The sequence below is a fragment of the Streptomyces sp. MA5143a genome, assembly GCF_900290235.1.
In the GTDB taxonomy this organism is placed as follows: domain Bacteria; phylum Actinomycetota; class Actinomycetes; order Streptomycetales; family Streptomycetaceae; genus Streptomyces.
Window position 1 is genome coordinate 1 of sequence record NZ_OLMK01000132.1, and the last position, 1,880, is coordinate 1,880.

The 1,880-nt window shown below is 68.9% G+C and carries 3 protein-coding genes; all 3 read left to right on the forward strand.

Annotation, left to right across the window (positions count from 1 at the left end):
* Positions 1 to 407, forward strand: a 407-nt coding sequence (locus SMA5143A_RS40670) for a TOBE domain-containing protein (protein WP_146194045.1), incomplete at its 5' end; no start/stop codon positions are given.
* Positions 408 to 410: 3 nt separating this feature from the next.
* Positions 411 to 1,292 carry an ABC transporter permease gene (locus SMA5143A_RS40675; protein ID WP_107467827.1) on the forward strand — a complete coding sequence of 294 codons (882 nt, stop codon included), beginning with the start codon at positions 411 to 413 and terminating at the stop codon, positions 1,290 to 1,292.
* On the forward strand, positions 1,289 to 1,880 hold a 592-nt coding region (locus tag SMA5143A_RS40680; protein WP_107467828.1), incomplete at its 3' end, for an ABC transporter permease. The genes SMA5143A_RS40675 and SMA5143A_RS40680, both read left to right, overlap by 4 nt.

The window sequence follows — 1,880 nt, forward strand, 5'->3', positions numbered from 1 at the left end:
AACGGCCCAGGACGCCGTTCGTCGCGGACTTCCTCGGCGCGGCCAACTTCCTGCCCGGCCGGGTGGAGAAGCAGGACGGCGAGCACACCCTGGTCCGTCTCACCCAATCCGGTGGGCTGGTCAAGGCGCGCCGTCACCAGCTGGCTGCCGGCACGCAGGTGAAGGTCGCCGTACAGCCCGGACGGCTGCGGGCCTCGGCCACCGGCGAGGGGTTCTGTACCGGCACGGTGGAGATGGCCACCTACGTGGGCACGCTGGTTCGCGCTGATGTGCGCGTCGACGGCGGTCAGGGACCGCTGCTGCGCCTGGAAGTACCGGCCGGACGCGGCCCGGTGGCGGGCGAGCGGGTCGGCATCACCGCCGATGCCGAGGACGTCAACCTCTTCGCCGACGAACAGGGCGGGTGAGTCATGGCCGCCACCCTCACCGCGGGGGCACCCGCCCGCCCGCGCAAACTCCTCGCCTCACGCAAGACCCGCGTCGGGATCCTCTACGCGCTCCCGGTCGTCGTGTATCTGCTGGTGCTGTTCGTCTACCCGATCTTCTCCACGCTGCTGCTCAGCCTGAAGGACGCGGACGGATCGTTCACGCTGCACTGGTACGCCGACGCCCTCACCGGCGTGAACCTCTCCGTCCTGTTCACCACGCTGCGGATCTCCGCCGAAACGGCCGTGCTGAGCCTGGTGTTCGGGTTCGTCCTCGCTCAGGCGATCTCCCGGCTCAAGCCGGTGTGGGCGGGCCTGGCGATGCTGGTCGTGGTCGTCCCGCACTTCGTCTCCGCGCTGGTGCGCACCTACGGCTGGATCATCATGCTCGGCGACAAGGGGCTCGTGAACGAGTGGCTCCCAGGCGGGCCATACCAACTGCTTTACAACGAGGTCGGTGTGGTCATCGGCACCACGTCGATGATGCTCCCCTACACCGTGCTGCTGCTGTACGGGGTGATGCGCGGCGTGGACCGCCGCCTGCTCGCGGCAGCGGCCAGCATGGGCGCGGGCCGGGTGACCATCTTCCGCCGCGTCTACCTGCCCCTGGTCGCCCCCGGCTTGGCCAGTGCCGGGCTGCTCAGCTTCATCCTCTCGCTGGGCTACTACATCACCCCGGCGCTGATGGGCGGCCCGAACCAGACGATGATCGCCACCCTCATCAACCAGCAGGTCACCAAGGAGAACCAGTGGAACGGCGCCGCGGCACAGGGCGTCATCCTGCTGGTCCTCACCCTGGCCGGACTGCTCCTGGTGAAGGTCGTCAGCTCCCTGGGCGCCAGCCGTAGGAGGAGGAACGGATCATGATGGAGCTGCGCAAGACCCTCACCGGCCGCATCGCCCTCACGGCGGTCGCCACCGTGATCCTGCTGTTCCTGGCCCTGCCGATCCTCGTCATCCTCGTCACCTCCTTCAGCAACAACGCCTTCGCCTCCTTCCCACCCGAAGCCTGGACACTGAACTGGTACAAGGCCCTGTTCGCTGACGGCAGCAAATGGCCCGCCGCCCTCTCCCTGTCCGCGCTGGTCGCCGCCCTGAGCACCGTCTTCTCCCTCATCATCGGCGTCACGGCGGCGACGGCTCTGGTCCGCAGCGAACTCCCCCTGCGCTCGGCGGTCTTCGCCCTGGTCCTCGGACCCCTGCTCATCCCGCAGATCGTCACCGCACTGGGGTTGTTCCTCCTCTTCGAACCGGCCGCGATGCTCGGCAGCCCGATCGCCATCGCCCTCGGCCACACCGTGCTCGCCTCACCCATCGCGGTGCTGATCCTGATCGCGACCCTGCGCGGCATCGACGAACGGCTGGAGGACGCGGCGGCCAGCATGGGTGCCGGGCGCCTGACGATCGCCCGGAAGATCACCTTCCCGCTGGCAGCGCCGGGGATGATCGCGGCGG